This window comes from Anabaena sp. AL93 (assembly GCF_001672085.1).
Taxonomy (GTDB): Bacteria; Cyanobacteriota; Cyanobacteriia; order Cyanobacteriales; family Nostocaceae; genus Dolichospermum; species Dolichospermum heterosporum.
Genome location: NZ_LJOU01000112.1, coordinates 1 through 17035, shown reverse-complemented (window position 1 = coordinate 17035; position 17035 = coordinate 1). Strand labels below are relative to the sequence as shown.

Sequence of the window (17035 nt, the reverse complement as noted above, 5' to 3'; positions counted from 1 at the left end):
ATATACCAATGCTACAACCAAAAATCCCTAGCCTCGAATCCAACCTCCCACTCCCTGTGTTAGATTTAATAAAGTTCTGTTGAAAATCCGTCAATATAATCACTTAAAATAACATTGTGATTGCTATTTATCCTGGTAGTTTTGATCCCATCACCTTGGGACATTTAGACCTTATTCAGCGCAGTAGTCGTCTATTTGAACGAGTCATAGTTGCCGTCCTCCGCAATCCCAGTAAAATACCATTGTTTACAGTAGAGCAAAGATTAGAACAAATTCGTCTATCTACAAAACATTTACCAAATGTAGGAGTAGACAGCTTTGACGGTTTGACCGTAAAATATGCCCAAATGCAACAAGCGCAAGTTTTGTTAAGGGGGTTAAGAGCGGTTTCTGACTTTGAGATAGAGCTACAAATGGCTCACACTAATAAAACATTGTCTACTCAGATCGAGACAGTTTTTCTGGCAACATCAAATGAGTATAGTTTTTTAAGTAGTAGTGTGGTAAAAGAGATTGCCAGGTTTGGTGGCTCTGTTGATCATCTTGTTCCCCCACACATTGCCCTAGATATATACCAATGCTACAACCAAAAATCCCTAGCCTCGAATCCAACCACAACGGCAACAATCCTCCCCCACGAGAGTACGTGAATGGTATCCCTTCCATTGGCAATCCAGAACCAACAGCAGGGGTAGATATTCAGCACGAACTCAACCAATTAGAGGAAATAGTTCTCTCTAGTTTGAGGATTCCCCTCACGGGACGTACCTTAATAGATGAAGATAAATTACTTGAACAACTGGATTTTGTCCGTCTTTCTTTACCAACGGTGTTTCAGGAAGCGCTCAATATTTTGGCACAAAAGAATGAAATTCTCCTAGAAGCGGAAGAGTATGGACAACAGGTAGTAGACGTAGCCCAAGCCAAAAGAGCGCAAATTTTGTCCGAAAGTGATATTGTCAGGCAAGCACAGCGAGAAGCTGACCAACTGCGGCGGCAAGTCCAGCAAGATTGTGAAGCAATGATGCAAGACACCCTCGCAGAAATTGACCGTAAACGTCGCGCTTGTCAACAAGAATTAGAAGAAATGCGCCAAATTGCAATTTCTCAAGCTGAAGAAATTGAAGATGGTGCTGATAAATACGCTGATAACGTTCTGGCTAATATTGAACAGGATATTCAGGAAATGTTAAAAATTATTACTAATGGTCGCAAACAATTAAATTCCCCCAGTGTCCCCAAGAATGGAGATCACCCCCAACAACGCCCCCCGCATAATTCCAAAAAAAGATAATATCACCTCGTTCCCAGTCTCTGACTGGGAATGCCTCACAGAGGCCCTGCCTCTTGCAGTTATTAAAGTCAGCACCTTCTATAATTCATTCCCCCCACATAATTCCAAAAAAAGATAGTATTATCTCGTTTATCTCGTTCCCAGTCTCTGACTGGGAATGCTATCACAGAGGCTCTGCCTCTTGCAGTTATTAAAGTCAGCACCTTCTATAACTCATTCCCATACAGAGTATAGTAACGAAGATAAAATCTGTTTTTTTAGCCTTAACCGAAAAGAATTGTATAGATTAGATTTTATTTCCCGCAGAAATGCAAATAAGCAAAGGGTCGAAATTTCTTGTTTGTTGCTTGACCTGTTGCGAATGATATATACTTATGCTGTATTAATCAATTAAGGTGTAATTTTTATGGTAGAACCACTCACTGGTGCTGTTATTGTTTCTTTATTTTTCTCGGAAGCAATCAAAGAAGGTGGAAAATTTGCAGTTAAAGGTGTCGCGGATACTTTTGCAAAGTTGGTTAGCAGTATTCGACAAAAGTTAACTACGGAAGGAATGGAAGGTTTATTAATTCGGGCTGAAAAAGATCCAACTGAAAAAAATAAAACCAAGTTACAAGATGAATTGCAAGAATACATTAATGCTGATGCAACTTTTGCTAATCAACTTAAATTGCTGGTTGAAGAACTCAAAACACAAGACCCTAAGATTCGTCAGGTTATTCTGAGTGGAATTGAATTAACTGGTGATTTACAAGCTCAGAATATCACTCAAAAAACTTCAGGAAGTAGTGGTTCTGTTGACCAAGAAATGCTCACCAATATCAAGGCTAATAATATTAATGTAGGTGATTTAACTCAAGAAGGTTAAGAGATTGTGTGAAAAGTATTGGATAAAATTCATTATCTCCAAAAACTTAACTTACCTCTCCCTAACCCTCTCCTAAAAGGAGAGGGAACTAGAAAAGAATAAAGGTTTTAATGCTTTTATTTTGGTAGGGGAGAGGTTTAGAAAGGGGTCTGTACTTACCTCTCCCTAGCCCTCTCCTAAGAGGAGAGGGAACTAGAAAAAAATAAAGGTTTTAATGCTTCTCTTTTGGTAGGGGAGAGGTTTAGAAAGGGGTATATTTACATATTAAAAACTTTTAAAACATCCTTTAAGTTCTAATCATGAATACAAATCATCTCCCTCAAGTTGTTCAAGAGCTTTTCAAAAATGTTCAAGCGGGGGGTGATATCTCTGTGGGAGATATTACTCAAGTTTTTCAAACTGTCAATAATTTAAATGATTTGGATAAACCTCTAGGTTTTCCCCACAATATCCCTAATAGTAATACTAAAAAGTTTGTTGGTCGAGAAAATGAATTAGTGTTAATTCATCAACATTTACAAACTAGCAATCATGCTGTAATTTCTGCTGTTGAAGGTATGGGTGGTATTGGTAAAACTGAATTAGCTACCCAATATTCTCTTCTGCATTTATTCCTAAATTCTTATCCGGGATGTATTTGTTGGTTGTCGGCTACAAATCAAAATCTCGGTTTACAAATAATTCAATTTTGTCGCACACATTTAGGTTTAAATCCCCCAGATGATTTTGATGTATTACTACAAGTAAAGTGGTGTTGGCAACGTTGGCGAGAAGGTACTGTTTTATTAGTTATTGATGATGTCCAAAATTATTCAGCGATTCAGCCTTATTTGCCGCCACAATCATCTCAATTTCGGGTTTTGATCACAACAAGACTAAAACTAGATTTATCTGGTTCTTTGTCTTTACAAATCCTTTCTTTACCGGAGGCAATGGCATTATTATCAAAATTAATTGGTGAAGATAGCTTAAATCAAGAAACAGCACTAGCAGAGGAACTTTGTCAACGATTAGGTCGTTTACCACTAGCTTTACAATTGGTTGGTCGTTATCTCAAATATCGTCAGATATCTTGCGCGGAAATGTTGCGAAGATTAGCAGCTAAAGGTATCAATCATCCTGCTTTTGATATTGATGCTCATGACCCTACTTGGACTTTATCTATAACTCGTGGTGTTCAAGCTGCTTTTGAATTAAGTTGGGAAATTATCAGTTATTCTGCTCAAGAGTTAAGTTGTCTACTCAGTTTATTTGCTTTAGCTCTCATTCCTTGGTTATTGATTCAAAGTGCTTCACGGGAGAAAAACATAGAAAGTCTAGAAAATGCCAGAATTGAATTAGAACGATTACATCTTTTACAAAGTGAAAATATTGATCATTATCAATTACATCAACTAATTCGTGATTTTTTACAAGTCAAGTTAGAAAAACTGTCAACGGTTACACAAAAAAAGATCACCTTGGCAAACTTTTTGTTTTTAGATATTGGTCAACTTTTTAGTAATTTATTCAATCGTCAATCTCTCAGCACTACACTAAAACGTAATTTTTGCCAAGCAATAGTTGATATAGCTCAAAAAATTCCAGAACAACCAATACAGAAAGATATTCAAAGATTCAAATTAAATATACCCCATTTACAGGAAGTAGCAGATCATTTACTGGATACTGTGAGTGATGAAAATTTACTTTGGGTTTTTGAGGGAGTAGGAAAATTTTATAAAGGACAAGGATTATATAATGATGCAGAACCTTGGCTAAAAAAATGTGTATCATTGCTAAAACAGCGTTTAGGTAATGATCATCCTGATGTTGCTACCAGTCTCAACAATTTGGCATTCCTTTACAATTCTCAAGGCAAGTACAATCAAGCAGAACCTCTCTACCAACAAGCTTTAGCTCTCAGGCAAAAACTGCTGGGTGATGATCATCCTGATGTTGCTGCCAGTCTCAACAATTTGGCATTACTTTACTATTCTCAAGGCAAGTACAATCAAGCAGAACCTCTCTACCAACAAGCTTTAGCTCTATTGCAAAAACTGCTGGGTGATGATCATCCTGATGTTGCTCAAAATCTCAACAATTTGGCCTCACTTTACAAATCTCAAGGCAAGTACAAAGAAGCAGAACCTCTCTACCAACAAGCTTTAAATATTTTTGAACAACAATTAGGAGTAGATCACCCTCATACTATTATTGTTTGTAATAATCTTGAACTTTTACGCAATCGTTAAGTAAATGCTGTTAATCTTAAAGCATTTATTTTCAGACAAATCTATTGGATAAGACAACAATAGCTTTGTTTAGTAATCTGATGTTTAACGTTCAAACTCTCATTCTTGTAATTTGTATGAGAATAAGAAAAAAATTTTTAGATAAGGAGATTAAGGAGAACAATAGGTAATTATGAAAACTGACAAACTGTTTTACCGACTATTTTTATCTCAGCCAGGATTGATTACCGAGTTAATCCCAGAAATTCCCAAAGATTGCGAATTTACCTATAGTGCGATCGCAGTCAAAGAAAAAGGATTTGCAATAGATGGATTATTAACACCAATTGCCAAGGATCTAAATTTACCGTTAGTATTTTTAGAGGCACAGATGCAAAGAGAACCCAAATTTTATGGTCGGTATTTCGCAGAGATTTTTCTGTACCTATATCAATACAACATCAAACAACCTTGGTACGGATTGTTGATTTTACCCAACCGACGGGAAGAGATACAGCCTCCTTGGCACAAGCGATTATTAATAGTGCAGAAACAGAAGAAGAACTGCGCCGGCGCTTAGATTTAATAGAAGCTATACTTGTGAATAAATTCCCACAACTCAGCACAAAGGAGATTTTGAAAATGCTAAACCTGAAAACAGCAGATGTCACCCAAACACGGTTTTATCAGGAAGTGTTTCAAGAAGGACAGCAAGCAGGACAACAAGCAGGACGACAAGCAGGGGAAACGGATTTAGTGCTGCGTATGTTGACTAAGCGGTATGGATTGCTGTCTTTAGCCCAACAAGAGCAAATAAGAAGTTTGAATATAGAGCAGTTGGAGAGTTTAGGGGAGTCCTTGTTAGATTTTACAGAAATATCCGATTTAGATGGGTGGCTTTTGGCGCATTTGTAGTCATAAAAACTTGAGAATAGTTTTCGAGGAAACAATACCTTCTAAATTGGAAAAGGCCTTGATTTGTAGGTTGGGTTGAAGCATGAAACCCAACAAATGCGTCGGGTTGCGCTGTCGCTTAACCCAACAAAGCAGAAAATAGACAAGGTATTGAGGAAAGGAATATTAATTTTCACAGCTAGACTTGGCGTAAGCTATACTGCATAGCTCCTGTATTCTGTATTTCCTTATGTATTTAGTCTGGGAAAGATTGACTTTATCTTCTTTACCACTGAAAGAATATTTGTCTGGTAGTTACCTACATCGGTTTCTGGTGGGACTTTTGCTGCCTTGGCGACAAAGTAGTATTTTAATGCAGTGGGGAGATATTATTGCTGTTGGCTTACTTAGCCTCATTTATGGTCTTGCACCTTTTGTTTCTACTACTTTAATCGGTTTATTGTTGGTGGCTTGTGTTGGCTTTTGGCTGCTGTTGACTTTATCGGATGATAATACATCAGCCAATGCGGCTTCGGTTACTCCTATTCACCTGCTGGTGTTGCTGTATTGGAGTATTGCTGCCATATCAACGGCTTTATCACCGGTGAAAAAAGCGGCTTTGGGTGATTTACAAACATTAACTCTTTATTTGTTACTGTTTGCCCTCTGTGCGAGGGTGCTGCGCGTCCCCCGATTTCGGTCTTGGTTGATTACTCTCTATTTGCATATATCCCTGATTGTCAGCGTCTATGGGTTGCGACAATGGTTTTTTGGTGCGAAGGCTTTAGCTACTTGGGTTGACCCGGAATCTCCTTTGGCTAAGACTACTAGGGTTTACAGTTATTTAGGTAATCCCAATTTATTGGCTGGATATCTTTTGCCGGCTGTGGTTTTAAGTTTGGTAGCTATTGTGGCTTGGCCAGGTTGGATCAGGAAATCATTAGCATTAACGATGTTTCTTGTCAATGCTGCGACTTTAATTCTTACCTTTAGTCGCGGTGGTTGGATTGCTTTGTTGGTGGGATTGTTTACTGTGGCAGTCTTGCTGATTTATTGGTGGAGTATAAGTATGCCCCCATTTTGGCGGAGTTGGTCTTTACCAATTCTGTTAGGAAGTGTGGTGGGGTTATTGGTAGTAGGGATGTTATTTGTCGAACCTTTCCGAGTGCGAGTTGTTAGTATATTTGCTGACCGCCAAGACAGTAGTAATAATTTTCGCAAAAATGTCTGGGAATCTGTGTTTCAAATGATCCGCGATCGCCCGATAATTGGTATAGGACCTGGACATGGTTCTTTTAATAAGGTTTATCCTCTCTATCAACGTCCTCGGTTTACGGCTTTAAGTGCCTATTCTGTGTTTCTAGAAACGATTGTGGAAACTGGCTTTTTGGGTTTTACCTGTTTCTTATGGTTAATAGTCGTCACCTTCAATACAGGATTTTTGCAACTGCGACGATTACGAGAAACTAAAAATATCGAGGGCTTATGGTTAATTGGGGCGATCGCTAGTATGCTAGGTATACTTGCTCAGGGTCTATTTGATACGGTCTTCTATCGCCCTGAAGTTAATACCCTCTGGTGGTTTATGGTGGCTTTAGTTGCCAGCTATTGGCAACCTTTAACCCGCAATAATCATAATCACGCTTAGAAAAGAGTTTCCTAACCCGCCTGGGAATGAATTCCCAGTCTAATAGTTCAAGTCCACTGAAGTGGACTCAAAGCCTTTAACAGTCGTCTTCAGACGACTTTTGCTATAAGACTCCGAATTCATTCGGAGGCGGTTGTGGGAATTTCCCCTGCCCTCTGCCTCCTAGTACCTCTTCATTGCCCTTTGCATATCCCGTTGATCATCACGACGTTTGAGGCTTTCGCGTTTGTCGTGGAGTTTTTTACCTTTACCCAGGGCAATAACTATTTTTACCCAACCCCGTTTCAGATACATTTTTAAGGGGACTAGGGTTAAACCTTCCTGTTGTACCCTCCCAATAAGTTTACGCAGTTCTTGTTTATGAAGTAATAATTTGCGGGTTCGTCTGGGTTCGTGATTAAAGTATGCACCACTAGAGGCATAAGGAGAAATATGCACGTTGATTAACCATGCTTCACCGTCACGAAGCAACGCATAACCATCTTGTAAATTGGCTTTACCGGCACGAATTGACTTGACTTCAGTTCCTGTCAATTGAATACCCGCTTCATAGGTTTCTATGATTTCATATAAAAACCGTGCTTGCCGATTATCACAAATAACTTTGTAACCTTCACTCTGTTTATCACTCATCAAAAATCTTCTTAAGTTTTAATAAATACGCCCAAAAATTTCTTTAGACTGGCTTTTTCTTTAATTGTAATCCAAAGGGACTGGGGAAGAGGTGATTGGTCAAAAATCATCTCTTTTTTTTGGAGATTACGTAAAGTTTCATGAACAATTTGTGAAAATTTAATATTTTCTTTAGAAATCATTGATGATGTCATCATGAGTAAGTAATCTTGTCATAGTATTAGAGATAGAATTAGTATTCTTGCTTGTGTCTATTAATATTTGTGATTACAGTAAATTGCTCGACCAAAAGATTATAGGGGTGTACTATCCATGCCCTTGACTATTCTTGTCGCAGATGACGATTTAGGTACACGCCTATCTATTAGTGATTATCTTGATCTGTCCGGGTATAATGTTATAGCTGTTGATAATGGTGTAGACGCTTTGGCTATGATTGAAAAGCGTCATCCTGATTTGATGGTGACAGATATTATGATGCCACAGATGAATGGTTATGAGTTGGTGCGTCGTGTTCGTCAATTATCGGCGTTTCGATTATTACCTGTGATTTTGTTGACAGAAAGAACGAAAACTCAAGAACGAATTTTGGGATATCAGTCTGGCTGTGATATGTATTTGTCTAAGCCATTTGAATTGGAAGAGATAGCCGCTGCTATACGTAATTTGTTAGAGCGATCGCAAATTATCCAGTCAGAACGTCGTTTTATTTACCAGGATAACAACCGTAATTTAAAATATACAAAAGCAGAAAATGGTCATATTTCTGTATCTAATCAGGCTCAAAAATCTCAAGTATTGACACCGCTAACTGTCAGAGAAAAGCAAGTTTTAGACCTTTTAACCCATGGTTTTTCTAATGTGGAAATTGGTAATCATTTACATTTAAGTCCGCGTACGGTGGAGAAATATGTGAGTAGTTTATTGAGAAAAACAGAAACTAGTAATCGTGCTGAATTGGTTAGATTTGCGATAAAACATGATTTAGTAGAATAGGATTTTTGTCCAATTTGACATTTTTAGTCTGGTAATATTCAGGGAAATTGAGTATTTTGAGGGTGCGTTAGTAAGTCCATAACGCACCAAAATATAACCGGACTAAAATTTACAAATAGACTCTGGTTTCAGGGGACATTGTTTAGAGGTAAGTGGATTTTTCGCAAGGTCAACTTCAGTCAATTTAGTCAGATTAGACAAAGGTTTGATATCGCTGATTTGATTTCCCGAAAGGTCAAGTTTAGTCAAATTAGTGAGGTTAGAGAAAGGTGCGGTATCGCTGATTTGATTTCCCGAAAGGTAAAGAGAAGTCAATTTAGTCAGATTAGACAAAGGTTTGATATCGCTGATTTTATTTTCCCTAAGGTCAAGATAAGTCAAATTAGTCAGATTAGACAAAGGTTTGATATCGCTGATTTGATTTCCCCCAAGGTAAAGAGCAGTCAAATTAGTCAGATTAGACAAAGGTTTGATATCGCTGATTTTATTTACCGAAAGGTCAACTTCAGTCAAATTAGTCAGATTAGACAAAGGTTTGATATCGCTGATTTTATTTTCCCTAAGGTCAAGAAAAGTCAAATTAGTCAGATTAGACAAAGGTTTGATATCGCTGATTTGATTTCCCCCAAGGTAAAGAGTAGTCAAATTAGTCAGATTAGACAAAGGTTTGATATCGCTGATTTTATTTATCCAAAGGTAAAGAGTAGTCAAATTAGTCAGATTAGACAAAGGTTTGATATCGCTGATTTTATTTGAACCAAGCTTAAGAGTAGTCAAATTAGTCAGATTAGACAAAGGTTTGATATCGCTGATTTTATTTCCCCCAAGGGAAAGAGAAGTCAATTTAGTCAGATTAGACAAAGGTTTGATATCGCTGATTTTATTTCCCCAAAGCTCAAGAGAAGTCAATTTAGTCAGCGTTTGATTAGCTTGACTACAATTTTGGGTTTTAGCAACTTTTAATAATGCTTCTACCGTTCGTTTCGTCTCTTGAGGTAAACTGGCTTTTTGTTGACACCATTCTTTAAAGGTCTTAGGTGTTTTTATAGGTGCTGCGGTGACTTTTGGGGTATAAAATCCTAAAGTCAGGGTAAAAATGGTGGTTGCTACTAGACTTAGTTTCATGATTTTAGTGATAAGAAGTTACAGTAATTTTATCATGTTGTCGTGCTGAATTGTTAGATTTGCGATCAAACATGATTTAGTAGAATAGGATTTTTGTCCAATTTGACATTTTTAGTCTGGTAATATTCAGGGAAATTGAGTATTTTGAGGGTGCGTTAGTAAGTCCATAGCGCACCAAAATATAACCGGACTAAAATTTACAAATAGACTCTGGTTTCAGGGGACATTGTTTAGAGGTAAGTGGATTTTTCGCAAGGTCAAGAAAAGTCAAATTAGTGAGATTAGACAAAGGTTTGATATCGCTGATTTGATTTCCCGAAAGGTCAAGATAAGTCAAATTAGTCAGATTAGACAAAGGTTTGATATCGCTGATTTGATTTTTCCTAAGGTCAACTTCAGTCAATTTAGTCAGATTAGACAAAGGTTTGATATCGCTGATTTTATTTTCCCAAAGGGAAAGAGCAGTCAAATTAGTCAGATTAGACAAAGGTTTGATATCGCTGATTTTATTTTTCCAAAGTTTAAGAGTAGTCAATTTAGTCAGATTAGACAAAGGTTTGATATCGCTGATTTTATTTCCCGAAAGTTTAAGAGTAGTCAATTTAGTCAGATTAGACAAAGGTTTGATATCGCTGATTTGATTAAACAAAAGGGAAAGAGCAGTCAAATTAGTCAGATTAGACAAAGGTTTGATATCGCTGATTTGATTTTCCCCAAGGTAAAGAGAAGTCAATTTAGTCAGATTAGACAAAGGTTTGATATCGCTGATTTGATTTACCGAAAGGTCAAGAGAAGTCAATTTAGTCAGATTAGACAAAGGTTTGATATCGCTGATTTGATTTCCCTCAAGGTCAAGAGTAGTCAATTTAGTCAGCGTTTGATTAGCTTGACTACAATTTCGGGTTTTAGCAACTTTTAATAATGCTTCTACCGTTCGTCTCGTCTCTTGAGGTAAACTGGCTTTTTGTTGACACCATTCTTTAAAGGTCTTAGGTGTTTTTATAGGTGCTGCGGTGACTTTTGGGGTGTAAAATCCTAAAGTCAGGGTAAAAATAGTGGCCGCTACTAAAGCTAGTTTCATGATTTTACAAGTTATACAAAAAAGCTACAGTAATTCTACCATCTTCTAACTTGCAAAATAAGTCTGCTTTTAGCTATTTTTCGGACGTTTAAGGGGAATAGAATTAATTGGACCAAGAATTTGATTTAAATCCCGCAATTGTTCAGCCGTACCCATACAAATTAAAGTATCTCCTGACATTAAAACAGTATCTCCAGTTGGACCACCAATGAGTTTACCATCAAGACGACGAATTGCCAGAACTAATGCGCCTGATTGCGATCGCAATTTCGCTCTTTGTAAACTTTGACCAACGAAGGGACACCTACCGGAATCTAGTAAAAATTCTTCCATATATAACTGACGGTCTGTACCAGAAAGCATCCCATCTACAAAGTCTAAAATTTGCGGTCTGAGGGCTGCTGCTGCCATGCGTTTGCCGCCAGTGATATACGGTGAAATTACGGCATCTGCGCCACCACGTTGTAACTTTTGTACCGCTTCTTCCGTACTAGCGCGAGCGATCGCTCGAATGTCTGGATTCAGAGTTTTTGCTGATAAAACAGTATATAAATTTTCCGCATCTGAAGGTAAAGCCGCCACAATACAAATTGCTTTAGTAATGCCAACTTTTAACAAAGTATCATCTAACGTCGCATCACCTTGAAAAACAATGTAACCAATTTCCTGGGCTTTTTGGACAGATTCTAGTTCCGAATCAATCACTACAAAAGAAACAGCTTCAGCCTGAAATTCCTTAGCAATTTGTCGCCCAGTGCGACTAAATCCACAGATAATATAATGTCCTGATAATGATTCCATTAAACGCCTTTGTTGTCGGAGTCGAATTCCTTCTAGAAAATAACCTTCAATGACTGCGGCTGTAAATCTATTGACAATATAACCAAGATTGACCACACCCATTAAAATCAAGGCAATGGTAAACAACCGCCCACGACTACCCAATGGATGAGTTTCTCCATAACCGACAGTTGCCAAAGTAATCACAGTCATATAAGCCGCATCTTCCCATCTCCAACCCTCAACCAGGGAATACCATAGAGTCCCGATTAGGAAAATACCAGCTAAAGCAAGCGCCCCAGCCATTAACTCCTTTTGAATACGCTGATATTTTTGTTCAAGGGTAGAATACACAGGCAATTTAGAATTTAGAATTTAGAATTTAGAATTTAGAATTGAAAAACTTCTAATATCAAGATTCAGAATATAGAATCTTTCAAGTCAAGGAATAGGGAATAGGGAATAGGCTTTCTTCTTTCTTTCTGACTCGGTGACTCCTGACTCGGTGACTTCTCTTAAAATCATCAAAAATTTTGTTCATATTTCCCAGAACCTAGTAAAGTATTACGATAAAAGCTTTTCAGGAGTAGCGGTAGTGAGCGTCCAAACTCTAATTGAACAAGCCATGAACCCCCCGGAGTCAGGTATTATGCCATCTACACCTTTTGATGTTGATAGCTTTGATACGGCTGTTATGTCTACGTACAGTCGCTTTCCTTTGGCTTTGGAACGGGGTGCTGGTTGCCGTGTTTGGGATAGTCAGGGCAACGAATACCTGGATTTTGTCGCGGGTATTGCCACTTGTACTCTAGGACACGCCCATCCAGCAATGGTAGAGGCTGTAACTAGACAAATCCAGAAATTGCATCATGTTTCTAATTTGTACTATATTCCTGAACAGGGTGAATTAGCGAAATGGATTGTTAATCATTCCTGTGCGGATAGAGTATTTTTCTGCAATTCTGGTGCTGAAGCCAACGAAGCAGCCATTAAACTAGCGCGGAAATATGCCCACACTGTCCTAGAAATTGCCCACCCGATCATTTTAACTGCTCATGCCAGTTTTCACGGACGGACTTTAGCCACCGTGACTGCCACTGGACAACCAAAGTATCAAAAGCATTTTGATCCTTTAGTTCCTGGTTTCCACTATGTAAATTACAACGATATTAGAGCAGTGGAAGCCGCTGTTACTGAATTAGATGAAGGTAATTATCGGGTAGGGGCAATTTTAATTGAACCATTACAGGGAGAAGGTGGCGTTCGTCCTGGGGATATTGCCTACTTTAAGCGGTTACGGGAGATTTGCGACGAAACCGGTATTTTGTTGATTTTTGATGAAGTACAGGTTGGAATGGGACGCAGTGGCAAATTATGGGGTTATGAACATTTGGGAGTAGAACCAGATATTTTCACCAGTGCGAAAGGTTTGGGCGGTGGTATTCCCATCGGTGCGATGATGAGTAAGAAATTCTGCGATATTTTCCAACCAGGAGAACACGCAAGTACATTTGGCGGTAATCCCTTTGTTTGTGGTGTGGCGCTGAGTGTGTGTGAGACTTTGGAAAAAGAGAATATTTTAGAGAATGTCAGAGAACAGGGCGCACATTTACGAGAAGGATTAAGAGCGATCGCTCGTCAATATCCTCAGCATATCTCAGAAGTGCGCGGTTGGGGTTTAATCAACGGCATGGAAATCAAAGCCGATATTCCTTTAACAGCCCCTGAAATCGTCAAAGCTGCTATGGCAGAAGGTTTATTACTTGTTCCCGCCGGTCCCAAAGTCGTGCGGTTTGTTCCCCCTCTCATTGTCACAGATGCAGAAATCAAGCAAGCATTAAAAGCTGTAGAAAAGGCATTAGCTAAAGTTACAGCTTAATTGATATAGCGGTATGCACTTGAATGAGATATAGTCAGCAAATCGTAAAGCCTGTAGGGGCGCAGGGTCTGCGCCCTCGACTATATTGCATCCTAGTGATAACCGCTATGATAATTCGTAATTTGTAGTTTTAAGAATTATCAATTACGAATTTTTTTTGGTTATATTTCTATTATTCCTGATCACATCTAAGGTTAATTATCATGAAATCCAATAAAATATTTAGATTAAGTTCACTGAGAACGTCAATTCACCTCGACGGCTACAACGTTACCCATTATCAAGAACTACATAAATTCTCTTCTGAAGCCGAAGCAGAAGCCTTTTTTAACGAAAGTATTCAAGAATTACTCACACACGGTTGGTATGATGTAGAATCTGTTCCAGTAGATGAAAATAACAAAGATTTTACTCCAGATGAATTGTATGGGATGTTCTTAGAACTAAAAAATCAAGTAGATGAATTTGCCAATGCAATTATCAAACCTTCTATAGAAATTACCCCCTATTTAACAACAGAAACTACCTTATGGCAAAGTAAATTTGGTGGTTTACCTTACCTGCCTAAAAATACGACCTATCCTGAAGCACCAGATGGTACTCCTCTCCATCTTTTAGCACAAATCAACTTTTCAGAAACTCCTAAATTAGAAGATTTACCAGAAAAAGGCATACTTCAGTTTTATATTGAAGCATCAGGTGAAACAGCCTATGGAATTGAAGAATATCCGCAATTAAAACAAACAACTTTTCGAGTTATTTACTTTCCCGAACCAGATTTAAACATTGATAATCTCCTAAATAATTTTGATTTTTTACCTCCAGGAATAGGTTTACCATTAATAGACTGTTTAGCTTTGAATTTCGCTATTAAATCAACTCCTATGAGTGCATCAGATTATCGGTTTAGAAACTTAGTCAAAAGCCATTTTCCCATCTTTCAACAAAGTAATCTGACCAAAGCAATGGAAAACTCTTTAGAAGAACTGGTAGATGATTTTATTAATGAGTATGAAGAAAAATATGAAGAATCATTAGGAGGACATTGTTTAGGAGGATATCCCGCATTCGTGCAAAATGATGATCGTGAAGATTTGCAGGAGGAAGAAGGTTATGATTTTCTGCTATTGCAAATGAACTCTGATGATGAACATTCAATTATGTGGGGAGATGATGGAGTTGGTAACTTTTTCATTCAGCCTTCTGCACTTAAACGGTTAGATTTTTCTAAGATTTTGTACACCTATGCTTGTTGTTAAGAGAAGATGAATTATGTTTATCAGTTCTAGCATTGCCTTTATGGTAAAGAATTTAATTTTTGTAGGTTGGGTAGAACGAAGTGAAACCCAACATTAGCGGTGGGACAGCAAGGGGTGTTGGGTTTCGTTTCTCAACCCAACCTACAATAAATTTTGTTTTACTTTACACCTATGTTTGTTGTTAAAACGTGAGGAGAACAATTTATTTTATGTCTGAGAATAATACAAAAGGTTTCAAGAGTTTATTGATAATTCTAGGGATTATCTTTTTTATTGTCTTAATTTCTATTGTCTTGATATTTTCTTTTTCAGATTTTGCATTTTTAAATCCTAATGGTTTAACAATACATGAAAGATTACAGTATGGTATTCCAGCCGCCCAAACTACTGGAACAATTGTTGCTGGAATTGCCGTTTTTTTTAATGCTTACCAAGCGTCAAGAAGTGCTAACGCTGCTAATGAAAATGCTAAATCTGTATACAAAAATGCACAAGCAGCAGAAGATAAACAAATTACAGAACGGTTTTCTAAAGCCATTGAATTGCTTGGTAATGAAAAGACTGAAGTAAAATTAGGCGGAATTTATGCCCTAGAACAAATTGCTAAAGATGCGCCGAAAAAATATCATTGGACAGTTATGGAAGTCCTGACAGCTTTTGTACGAGAAAATGCACCTTTGAAGAAAGAAGAGGAAGGAGAGAAGGAGGAAATACCAAAACTTCGGACAGATATTCAAGCAGCCCTTACCGTTATAGGACGACGTAATTGTGAGAAATATCAGGGAACTCAGAGGCTTGATTTAAGTAATATTGATATCAGGGGGGCAATTCTTTCTCCTGAAGCGAACCTGGAAGGGGCAAACTTCGAGCAATCTAACTTGCAAGATGCAGATGTTCGGAAAGCCAACCTAAAAGGAGCAATTCTTGCACAGGCTAAATTACAAAGGGTCTTCCTTCAAGAAGCCAAATTGCAAGGGGCAGACTTCAGTGAAGCCAACTTAGAAATGGCACACCTTGATCACGCAAACCTACAAGATGCACACTTAACAGAAGCCAAACTACAACAAGCAAACCTTAACCATGCAAACCTACAAAATGCACAATTTCTAGAGGCTGACCTGGAAGATGCTTCCCTCCTAAAAGCTAACCTGAAAAATACAGACTTTGAAACAGCTATCCTGAAAAATACAGACCTTAGAGAGGCAATCCTTATGGGAGCGAAAAATTTAACATTAGAGCAGATTAAAGAGGCGATTGGCGATGAAAAGACCATTTTACCTGATTATCTTGATAGACCAAAATGTTGGAAAAAATCTGAGTAATTAAGCATTTTTAATTACTATTCAATTTTCGGAAAACTAATAATTTGCCAGCAATTCAAATTACAATGTTAATAGTGGGATCTAAACCACACTCTTGTTTCTCTCTTCCTTTGCGCCTCTGCGTCTCTGCGTGAGATAAAAAAGATGTAGTTCATTTACCTAAAAATCCCTATAAACAGTCCATATTCAGCAAACCATACTTAGCTTTGTCTATTAGCTAACAGAAATATCCACGATATATTGTTATAAATAATTTGACAAGTTCATATTGATTCCCAGGGTGTTATCTGCCATAAACACCACCTTGAGGAAATATATGCGCTATCAAATCTATGGCAAAAAACGTAGTTTTTCTGTAATACCTGCTATTAAATTTGTCAGTGTTACGTTTTTTTTTGGAACTTTAATCTATTGTGGTTTCTCTACCGGTTCGTTCATGATTTCTTATGTTACATCCAACTTAAACATTATTCGCCCTACCTCAATTACTGGTACTAAAGAACAGGAAAAGTGTGAGGCGAAAAATGCAGTTTGGCGTGATCATAAATGTTGGGACTCTGTTGAAAATCCTTAATTTTAAATTATATCAATTGATATGTTTCTGTGCTGGATATGTTGTGGTTGTTGGTTTGGAAATTTCTTGCTTGTACAAGCGGACTACCTTTTGCACATAGTCAGCCGTAAAGCCTTTATCGCAGCCTGTATAATTACCAGTCATCCACCAACAAGCGACACCACGCACAGCAGAAATGTTGAATAGCGTAATAAAACTTTACATATTGAAATAAACTTAGCCTATAAGTGCTATTTTTCATCTTATCCAAATAAGTTTTCTAAACCAATGAACATAACTTATTTCCTGACACATATAGGACTGAAGATAACGGAGTTTATCTAATAAAGTTTTGCCAAATTCTTGCGGTATTTCTATTAGTTGCAATATCAAATAAGCGATTAAACAGCACATTATCTGAATTCTAATTCCATTCTCATTCTTTGTCATAAGTCTGTCTAACTTGAGGTGCATTTTTAAGAATTTCCAT

General features: G+C 37.7%; 17 protein-coding genes and 2 pseudogenes. 12 read left to right on the top strand and 7 right to left on the bottom strand.

The window, feature by feature from the left end:
• Window positions 1–116 precede the first annotated feature (116 nt).
• From coaD to AN486_RS22925, 7 genes and pseudogenes are all read left to right on the top strand, one after another.
• Window positions 117–650, top strand: coding sequence for a pantetheine-phosphate adenylyltransferase (gene coaD / locus AN486_RS22955; protein ID WP_290602698.1), 534 nt, complete (start codon window positions 117–119; stop codon window positions 648–650).
• Complete coding sequence (locus AN486_RS22950; protein WP_290602697.1) at window positions 578–1294, top strand: DivIVA domain-containing protein; 717 nt, start codon at window positions 578–580, stop codon at window positions 1292–1294. Before coaD ends, AN486_RS22950 begins: the two co-directional genes overlap by 73 nt.
• 406 nt (window positions 1295–1700) lie before the next feature.
• Window positions 1701–2162, top strand: a complete 462-nt coding sequence (locus AN486_RS22945) for a hypothetical protein (RefSeq protein ID WP_168636039.1) — start codon at window positions 1701–1703, stop codon at window positions 2160–2162.
• Window positions 2163–2461: 299 nt separating this feature from the next.
• The gene (locus tag AN486_RS22940; RefSeq protein WP_290602695.1) at window positions 2462–4396 is read left to right on the top strand and encodes a tetratricopeptide repeat protein; all 1935 of its coding nucleotides are present in this window, start codon (window positions 2462–2464) and stop codon (window positions 4394–4396) included.
• 172 nt (window positions 4397–4568) lie between these two features.
• Window positions 4569–4963 (top strand): annotated as a pseudogene (locus AN486_RS22935) (DUF2887 domain-containing protein); the annotation flags it as partial.
• 54 nt (window positions 4964–5017) lie between these two features.
• Window positions 5018–5290, top strand: a complete 273-nt coding sequence (locus tag AN486_RS26745; protein WP_367142458.1) for a DUF4351 domain-containing protein — start codon at window positions 5018–5020, stop codon at window positions 5288–5290.
• A 229-nt stretch (window positions 5291–5519) separates the two neighbouring features.
• Window positions 5520–6917, top strand: coding sequence for an IctB family putative bicarbonate transporter (locus AN486_RS22925; RefSeq protein WP_290602694.1), 1398 nt, complete (start codon window positions 5520–5522; stop codon window positions 6915–6917).
• Between the two features lie 162 nt (window positions 6918–7079).
• Here the strand turns inward: AN486_RS22925 and smpB are convergent, their stop codons facing one another.
• Together smpB and AN486_RS22915 are read right to left on the bottom strand one after the other, a co-directional pair.
• Complete coding sequence (smpB, locus tag AN486_RS22920) at window positions 7080–7550, bottom strand: SsrA-binding protein SmpB (protein ID WP_290602693.1); 471 nt, start codon at window positions 7548–7550, stop codon at window positions 7080–7082.
• A gap of 11 nt (window positions 7551–7561) precedes the next feature.
• Complete coding sequence (locus AN486_RS22915; RefSeq protein WP_168467507.1) at window positions 7562–7732, bottom strand: hypothetical protein; 171 nt, start codon at window positions 7730–7732, stop codon at window positions 7562–7564.
• Between the two features lie 130 nt (window positions 7733–7862).
• On the opposite strand from AN486_RS22915, the gene AN486_RS22910 reads away from it, so the two are divergent.
• Window positions 7863–8546, top strand: coding sequence for a response regulator transcription factor (locus AN486_RS22910; protein ID WP_290602691.1), 684 nt, complete (start codon window positions 7863–7865; stop codon window positions 8544–8546).
• Window positions 8547–8648: 102 nt separating this feature from the next.
• Here the strand turns inward: AN486_RS22910 and AN486_RS22905 are convergent, their stop codons facing one another.
• From AN486_RS22905 to AN486_RS22895, 3 genes are all read right to left on the bottom strand, one after another.
• On the bottom strand, window positions 8649–9671 hold the full coding sequence (locus AN486_RS22905) for a leucine-rich repeat domain-containing protein (RefSeq protein WP_290602690.1): 1023 nt from the start codon (window positions 9669–9671) through the stop codon (window positions 8649–8651).
• Window positions 9672–9861: 190 nt separating this feature from the next.
• Window positions 9862–10752, bottom strand: a complete 891-nt coding sequence (locus AN486_RS22900) for a leucine-rich repeat domain-containing protein (protein WP_290602689.1) — start codon at window positions 10750–10752, stop codon at window positions 9862–9864.
• 69 nt (window positions 10753–10821) lie between these two features.
• Window positions 10822–11886, bottom strand: a complete 1065-nt coding sequence (locus AN486_RS22895; protein WP_290602688.1) for a TrkA family potassium uptake protein — start codon at window positions 11884–11886, stop codon at window positions 10822–10824.
• A gap of 241 nt (window positions 11887–12127) precedes the next feature.
• On the opposite strand from AN486_RS22895, the gene AN486_RS22890 reads away from it, so the two are divergent.
• The 4 genes from AN486_RS22890 to AN486_RS22875 all read left to right on the top strand — a co-directional run bounded on the left by AN486_RS22890 (window position 12128) and on the right by AN486_RS22875 (window position 16566).
• Window positions 12128–13411 carry an aspartate aminotransferase family protein gene (locus AN486_RS22890; protein WP_290602687.1) on the top strand — a complete coding sequence of 428 codons (1284 nt, stop codon included), beginning with the start codon at window positions 12128–12130 and terminating at the stop codon, window positions 13409–13411.
• Between the two features lie 203 nt (window positions 13412–13614).
• Complete coding sequence (locus tag AN486_RS22885) at window positions 13615–14670, top strand: YwqG family protein (protein WP_290602685.1); 1056 nt, start codon at window positions 13615–13617, stop codon at window positions 14668–14670.
• Between the two features lie 209 nt (window positions 14671–14879).
• On the top strand, window positions 14880–15992 hold the full coding sequence (locus AN486_RS22880; RefSeq protein ID WP_053538994.1) for a pentapeptide repeat-containing protein: 1113 nt from the start codon (window positions 14880–14882) through the stop codon (window positions 15990–15992).
• A 316-nt stretch (window positions 15993–16308) separates the two neighbouring features.
• On the top strand, window positions 16309–16566 hold the full coding sequence (locus tag AN486_RS22875) for a hypothetical protein (protein ID WP_027400878.1): 258 nt from the start codon (window positions 16309–16311) through the stop codon (window positions 16564–16566).
• A 12-nt stretch (window positions 16567–16578) separates the two neighbouring features.
• Here AN486_RS22875 and AN486_RS22870 read toward each other — a convergent pair whose 3' ends face one another.
• Window positions 16579–16734: a hypothetical protein gene (locus AN486_RS22870; RefSeq protein WP_199924423.1), complete on the bottom strand. Its 156-nt coding sequence runs from the start codon at window positions 16732–16734 to the stop codon at window positions 16579–16581.
• 69 nt (window positions 16735–16803) lie between these two features.
• A pseudogene (locus AN486_RS22865) lies at window positions 16804–17035 on the bottom strand (IS4 family transposase); the annotation flags it as partial.

What these genes read in the sequence shown, in the direction of transcription:
- AN486_RS22950 (WP_290602697.1), top strand. Translation starts at nt 578, where the DNA reads ATGCTACAACCAAAAATCCCTAGCCTCGAATCCAACCACAACGGCAAC.
- AN486_RS22945 (WP_168636039.1), top strand. Translation starts at nt 1,701, where the DNA reads ATGGTAGAACCACTCACTGGTGCTGTTATTGTTTCTTTATTTTTCTCG.
- AN486_RS22940 (WP_290602695.1), top strand. Translation starts at nt 2,462, where the DNA reads ATGAATACAAATCATCTCCCTCAAGTTGTTCAAGAGCTTTTCAAAAAT.
- AN486_RS26745 (WP_367142458.1), top strand. Translation starts at nt 5,018, where the DNA reads ATGCTAAACCTGAAAACAGCAGATGTCACCCAAACACGGTTTTATCAG.
- AN486_RS22925 (WP_290602694.1), top strand. Translation starts at nt 5,520, where the DNA reads ATGTATTTAGTCTGGGAAAGATTGACTTTATCTTCTTTACCACTGAAA.
- smpB (WP_290602693.1), bottom strand. Translation starts at nt 7,550, where the DNA reads ATGAGTGATAAACAGAGTGAAGGTTACAAAGTTATTTGTGATAATCGG.
- AN486_RS22915 (WP_168467507.1), bottom strand. Translation starts at nt 7,732, where the DNA reads ATGATTTCTAAAGAAAATATTAAATTTTCACAAATTGTTCATGAAACT.
- AN486_RS22910 (WP_290602691.1), top strand. Translation starts at nt 7,863, where the DNA reads ATGCCCTTGACTATTCTTGTCGCAGATGACGATTTAGGTACACGCCTA.
- AN486_RS22905 (WP_290602690.1), bottom strand. Translation starts at nt 9,671, where the DNA reads ATGAAACTAAGTCTAGTAGCAACCACCATTTTTACCCTGACTTTAGGA.
- AN486_RS22900 (WP_290602689.1), bottom strand. Translation starts at nt 10,752, where the DNA reads ATGAAACTAGCTTTAGTAGCGGCCACTATTTTTACCCTGACTTTAGGA.
- AN486_RS22885 (WP_290602685.1), top strand. Translation starts at nt 13,615, where the DNA reads ATGAAATCCAATAAAATATTTAGATTAAGTTCACTGAGAACGTCAATT.
- AN486_RS22880 (WP_053538994.1), top strand. Translation starts at nt 14,880, where the DNA reads ATGTCTGAGAATAATACAAAAGGTTTCAAGAGTTTATTGATAATTCTA.
- AN486_RS22875 (WP_027400878.1), top strand. Translation starts at nt 16,309, where the DNA reads ATGCGCTATCAAATCTATGGCAAAAAACGTAGTTTTTCTGTAATACCT.